General features: G+C 63.7%; 4 protein-coding genes. All 4 read right to left on the bottom strand.

Going from position 1 to position 5,492, the window contains the following annotated elements; translation table 11 throughout:
* On the bottom strand, positions 1 to 772 hold a 772-nt coding region (locus Q0L57_RS04935; RefSeq protein ID WP_296738896.1), incomplete at its 3' end, for an amino acid ABC transporter ATP-binding protein.
* Positions 773 to 784: 12 nt separating this feature from the next.
* Positions 785 to 1,573, bottom strand: a complete 789-nt coding sequence (locus Q0L57_RS04930; protein ID WP_296738894.1) for an ABC transporter substrate-binding protein — start codon at positions 1,571 to 1,573, stop codon at positions 785 to 787.
* A gap of 23 nt (positions 1,574 to 1,596) precedes the next feature.
* Positions 1,597 to 3,636: a hydantoinase/oxoprolinase family protein gene (locus tag Q0L57_RS04925; protein WP_296738893.1), complete on the bottom strand. Its 2,040-nt coding sequence runs from the start codon at positions 3,634 to 3,636 to the stop codon at positions 1,597 to 1,599.
* Positions 3,633 to 5,252, bottom strand: a complete 1,620-nt coding sequence (locus Q0L57_RS04920) for a hydantoinase B/oxoprolinase family protein (RefSeq protein ID WP_296738899.1) — start codon at positions 5,250 to 5,252, stop codon at positions 3,633 to 3,635. Before Q0L57_RS04920 ends, Q0L57_RS04925 begins: the two co-directional genes overlap by 4 nt.
* Positions 5,253 to 5,492: the final 240 nt, after the last annotated feature.

The raw sequence follows: 5,492 nt of genomic DNA, 5'->3' as shown, positions 1-5,492 counted from the left end.
GGGCCAGGAAGGCCTCGATGCGAGCGTTCTTCGGCTTGCCGAAGAATTCGCGGGCGGGCCGATCGTCTACGATGGCACCGGCCTCCATGAAGACGACCCGGTCCGCCACATCGGCGGCAAAGCCAATTTCATGGGTGACGATCAACATGGTGCGGTTCTGCCCGCGCAACTGACGCATGACGGAAAGCACCTCGCCTACGAGTTCAGGATCGAGCGCCGAGGTCGGCTCATCGAACAGCAATATGTCGGGCTCCATGCAGAGCGCGCGCGCTATGCCCACGCGCTGTTGCTGTCCGCCCGACAGCCGAGCCGGATATTGGTCGATCTTGTCGCTCAGGCCGACCGTCTTGAGGGCGATGCGCGCGCGCTCGCACGCCATTTCCCTGGAGAGGCCGAGCACATGCACCGGCCCCTCGATGAGGTTCTGCAGGACCGTGCGGTGCTGGAACAATGCAAAGCGCTGGAACACCATGCCGGTCGAGCGACGCAGGCGGCTTATGTTGGCGTCGGTATCCGGTTGGAGCCGGCCTCCGCGCTCGACATAGCCCATGAGCCTGCCATTGAGCAGGATCTTTCCGCTGTCGTAGGGCGTCAGGAAATTGACGCTGCGCAGCAGCGTCGTCTTTCCCGAACCGCTAGGCCCGATAATGGCGACCGTCTCTCCGCGGTGAACCGTCAAGTTCACATTGGAGAGGACGGGCGTTCCCTTGAAAGATTTGCCAAGCGCCTCGATCCGCAGGACCTCGGGATAGCGGACGTCATCTGCGACCATAGCGCTACCCGATCACTCCGGCACGTTCGCGACGTTGCCGAACCATTTCATGGAAATCTCCTTCAAGCTGCCGTCGGCCTTCATCTTGTCAATCGCCCGGTCGATCTCAGCGAGCGCCTTGTCCCCCTTGCGTAGCGCGACGCCGTTTAGGGTGACTTCCTGAGTAATAGGCTTGTCAACGACGACAAGCTTGCCCTTGAACTGGCTCTCGACCAGATAGCTTCCGTTGACGCTCTCGACCACGACGGCATCGATGCGGCCGAGCAACAGATCGTTATAGGCGTCGATAACGGTATTGTAGGTCGTTGGCGATACGCCCGGCATCGCCGCGAGCGCATTCGACGCCGACGTGCCGGTCATGACACCGACCTTCAGCTTGGCAAGATCGTCCGCGCCGACCGACTGGTTCGGCGAGCCGGCCTTCACTACCGCGACGATGGACTGCCTCATGATCGGCTTGGAGAAATCGACGACCTGCTTGCGGGCGTCGGTAATGGCCATGTTGGTGATCGCATTGATCTTGCCGGCCTGGAGAGCCGGAATGATGCCGTCCCAGGCCATGCCCTGGTAATCGACCGGCACGCCGAGGTGCTTGCCGAGAGCCTGCGCGAAATCGACGTCGTAGCCTTGCAGGGCGCCGTCTGGTCCCATGAAGGAAATCGGCCGGAAATCCGGATCGGCGCCTACCGACAACTTGGTGAGCGCCTCATCGGCGAGCACCGGCGAGGCCGCGGAGCCGGCCAGAAAAACCATCGCGGCAAACGCGCCGCGAAGCAGGAAGGAAGGGGATTTCTTGAACATCGGGTTCTCCATCTGAAGGGTTCTTATGTGTCGAGCGTGATCGCCAACGCTCGTGTTCGGGGAATAACCTCGACCACGTCTCCGGGACCGATCACTGTCACGGAATCGAGTTGTTCGATGATGAGCGGACCACTCTGCGTCCAGCCGTCGGGCAGGTCGTTTCGGGAAAACACCCGGCATGCCGTCGGCGCCTCCGGCGAAAACCACACATCACGAGTGGCCTGAGCGGAGGGAGCGACAGTGGGACCCGCTGGTGGATGATGATCTTCGGCGTGCTCGCCGCGTACGGTGGTCGTCAGGCGAAAGTTGATGATCTCCACCGCGTCGGTCGGCGATGCGTGACCATAGCGCGCCATGTGCTCGCGCAGGAATTCCTGCCTGCTCGCCTCGAGGCCCTCCGCAGAGAACGCGGCCAGTTCCACGGCGATGGCGTAGGATTGCCCGATGTAGCGCATCTCGAGCATCCACACATGGCGAAGCTCGGGAACGCCGGGGTGGTCCCCGCATGCCCGCGCCTCCAGCTGCGCCTTCATCTCTTCGGTGACGGATCGAAGATCCGCCATCGTCACCGTTTCCAGCGGCTTTCGCCAAGTGCGCTGGGTGTCGTAGCTCGCTTCGACGGACAGGATCCCGAAAGCGGAAAAGACGCCGCAATAGAAGGGCACCATGACGCGGGGGATCTCCAGCCGCCTGGCAACGTCAACCGCATGCAGGGCTCCGGCGCCTCCGAAGGCAAGCAGGCAGGAGGTCCTGGGATCGATGCCACGCTCTATGGACATCATCCTGACCGCTCGGGCCATGTTGGCGTTCGCCAGTTCCAATATGCCATGCGCGGCGCGCTGCCACGTGACGTTCAACGGCGTGGCGATTTCGGTTTCGATCGAGGCGATGGCGGCGGCCCGGTCGAGGACGAACTCGCCCTTCAGCATGCTCCTTTCGCCGAGGCGGTGCAGCGCCAGATGGGCGTCGGTGACCGTCGGCTGGCTGCCGCCGAGGCTATAGCCGACCGGGCCCGGCATCGAGCCGGCGCTTTCGGGACCGACCCTCAGACGCCCGGCGCGGTCCACGCTCGCCAACGAGCCGCCGCCGGCGCCGATCGTCTCGATTTCGGCCGAGGGCACGGCCACGGGATAGCCTCCGATGACGCGCTCGTTCGTGCTGGGAATCCTCCCCTCGCGCAGCATGGCGATATCCGTGCTGGTGCCGCCCACATCCAGCGTCAGCACGCTTTGCAGGCCATGGAACCTCGCGAAGGCCTGCGCGCCCACCGCGCCGCCCGCGGGACCGGACATGGCGCATTTGATCGGGAAGCGGCGCGCCTCGGAAAAGGTCATCGATCCGCCCGCGGAACTCATCACGAACGTGCGGGCTCCCCCTTGCGCCTCGATGCGCGCCAACCCGTCAAGGAAGCCGCCCATCACCGGATTGGTCGCTGCGTTGAGCGCAGTCGCGACCGTGCGCTCATATTCGCGAAATACCGGCAGGACTTCGGACGACACCGATACCGGCACGCCGAGCCCCGACAGTGCGTCCGCTATGGCGTGCTCATGCGAAGGGTCGAGGAAGGAATAGAGCAGCGAAACAGCGACCGCGTCAACTTGCTGCGCCTTGATCTCGACGACCAGGTCCTGCAGCTGTGCACGGTCAAGCGCAGTCAGCACGTTGCCGTGATGGTCGAGACGTTCGTCGATCTCGTGCCGAAGCTCCCGTTCTATGACCACGCTCGAGCGACGCTTGTGGAGATCGTAGGCGGACGGCCGGTGCATCCGGGCGATCTCCATCACATCGCGGAAACCTTTGGTGGTCACCAATGCGGTGCGCGCGAGTTTTGCCTCCAGCAGGGCGTTCGTCACCACGGTCGTGCCGACGACAAGGGTTTCTACCGCCTCGATGCCATGGCCCATCTCGGCGACCAGGGCCGTTATGGCGCGCACGATATCCGGACCCTGATTGCCTTTGCGATGCAGGACCTTGGCGATGCGGGTCGCCCCGTTCCGGAAGTCGGCGACCACAACGTCGATGAACGTCCCGCCGACATCGGCGCTTGCGACGAGGCGGCTCATGCCAGCACCTCCCGGGCCCGAGGCGTAAATCCGTATCCGCGCCGCGCGTCGTCCCTCTGGGCCTGCCCGTCGCGCTCTTCGGCATCGCCATACCCGCCGCCGCCGGCGGTCTCGATAGTGATGAGCGTGCCGCTGTCGACGGTGATTTCCGAAAAGCGGTCGATCCGACGCGTCGTTCCGGACGGATTGGTGACGGCGATTTCCGTCCGGCGGCCGCGCTGCCCCCCGGCCAGGCCGATCGGTCCGTGGGTCGGCATGCTGACCTGGAAGGAGCAGCGAACGTCGGTCAACATGCGAAAGGCGCGCCGCAGCCCGAAGCCGCCGCGGAACTTGCCTGCGCCGCCGGAATCCTCGACCAGCTCATAGCGCTCAATCCTGACCGGCAGGCTCATTTCGAGCGCCTCGACCGGTGTGTCATGAAGATTGGCAATGGGCGGGATCATGCCGCTCTCACCATCCGCCGAGACACTTGCGCCCGATCCGCCGCCGAGCGCCTCGCCATAGGCGAAGAGACGGCCCGTTTCCGGATTGGTGCCGCCGAACGAAAACACACCGCCGCCACCGCTGCCGGCAATGACCTGGTTGGGATAGAGCGCCGCAAATGCCGCCATCAGCGCCTCGAACGTATGGTAGGACACCTGGGCGGCGGCCGAGATCGCAGCTGGAAAATCCGGATTGAGGATGGTGCCGGCCGGCAGCTTCACCTCGATTGCCCGATAGAGGCCGGCATTGACCGCGAGGCCTTCCGCAACGGTGATGCGAACCGCCATGAAGACACAGGCGAGCGTTGCCGCCACGCTGGAATTGAAGGGGCTGGAGGTTTGCGCGCCGGTGTCGGAAAAATCGATCACCAGCGTATCGTCCCGCGGTTCGATCGCGACGCAGACCGGGATCGACGTGCCGCCGAAATCCGCCAGCGAGGCTCCCTCGAACCGCTGGCGCGGTAGCGCGCCAATGACGCCGCGCAGCGCCGCTTCGGATCGGTCCAGAACGTCGCTCATCGTCGCGGCGATCTCGCCGGCGCCATAGAGCGCGCCCATTTCCTGAAGCCGCTTCTGAGCGACCGCGACGGTCGCCACCTGCGCCATCAGATCGGCCCGGCGCTCTTCCGGCAAACGCGAATTGGTGACGATGATGCGCTCGACCGCCTCGTTCAGGACACCATCATCGACCAGCTTGATCGGTGGTATTCTCAGACCCTCCTGGAAAATCTCCGTTGCGTTCGCCGGCATGCTGCGCGGAGACATGCCGCCGACATCGGTATGGTGCGCCATGCTGGCGGCAAAACCGACAATAGTGCCTTCGACGAACAGAGGGCCGACAATGATGAAGTCCGGAAGGTGATTGGCTCCGTAATAGGGATCGTTGACCATATAGACGTCGCCCTCACGCATATTCCGAGGGCTGAAATCTTCCAGGATGAACCGCAGGGCACCGGCCATCACGCCAAGGTGGATCGGAATATGCTCGGCCTGCGCCACGATCTCGCCCTTGGCGGTATAGACGCAGCAGGAGCAGTCGCGCCGCTCCTTGATGTTCGGAGAACGGCTCGACCTGACAAGCGCATCGGCCATTTCCTCACAGATCCCGCCGAGGGAATTCATGATGAGTTCCATGGAAATGGGGTCCGGCCGGTCGCTCGTGCCCGCGCTGCCCGCCCTTGATCTGCCGTCTGCCATCAGGTCCTTCAGAAGTTACGTCGATCGTAGATTTGACTTGAATGTCGCTTGCCGGTGCTATTAGGAACAGGTTGCACTCCGTTCAACAATCGGAAAGTCATTCACGTATATGAACAGCGTCGTGAAGAGCGCGGCACGCATACTGGACGTCCTGGAGCTGTTGGGCAGGGCGAAGGG

Origin of the sequence: Mesorhizobium sp., assembly GCF_024509055.1 — a bacterium.
GTDB lineage: Bacteria > Pseudomonadota > Alphaproteobacteria > Rhizobiales > Rhizobiaceae > Mesorhizobium.
Note: the sequence above shows the minus strand (reverse complement) of the source record. Positions and strands in the feature narration are given on the sequence as shown.

Bases quoted from the DNA above. Each gene is read 5' to 3' on its own strand.
- Q0L57_RS04925 (WP_296738893.1), bottom strand. From the start codon at position 3,636: ATGAGCCGCCTCGTCGCAAGCGCCGATGTCGGCGGGACGTTCATCGAC.
- Q0L57_RS04920 (WP_296738899.1), bottom strand. From the start codon at position 5,252: ATGGAACTCATCATGAATTCCCTCGGCGGGATCTGTGAGGAAATGGCC.
- Q0L57_RS04930 (WP_296738894.1), bottom strand. From the start codon at position 1,573: ATGTTCAAGAAATCCCCTTCCTTCCTGCTTCGCGGCGCGTTTGCCGCG.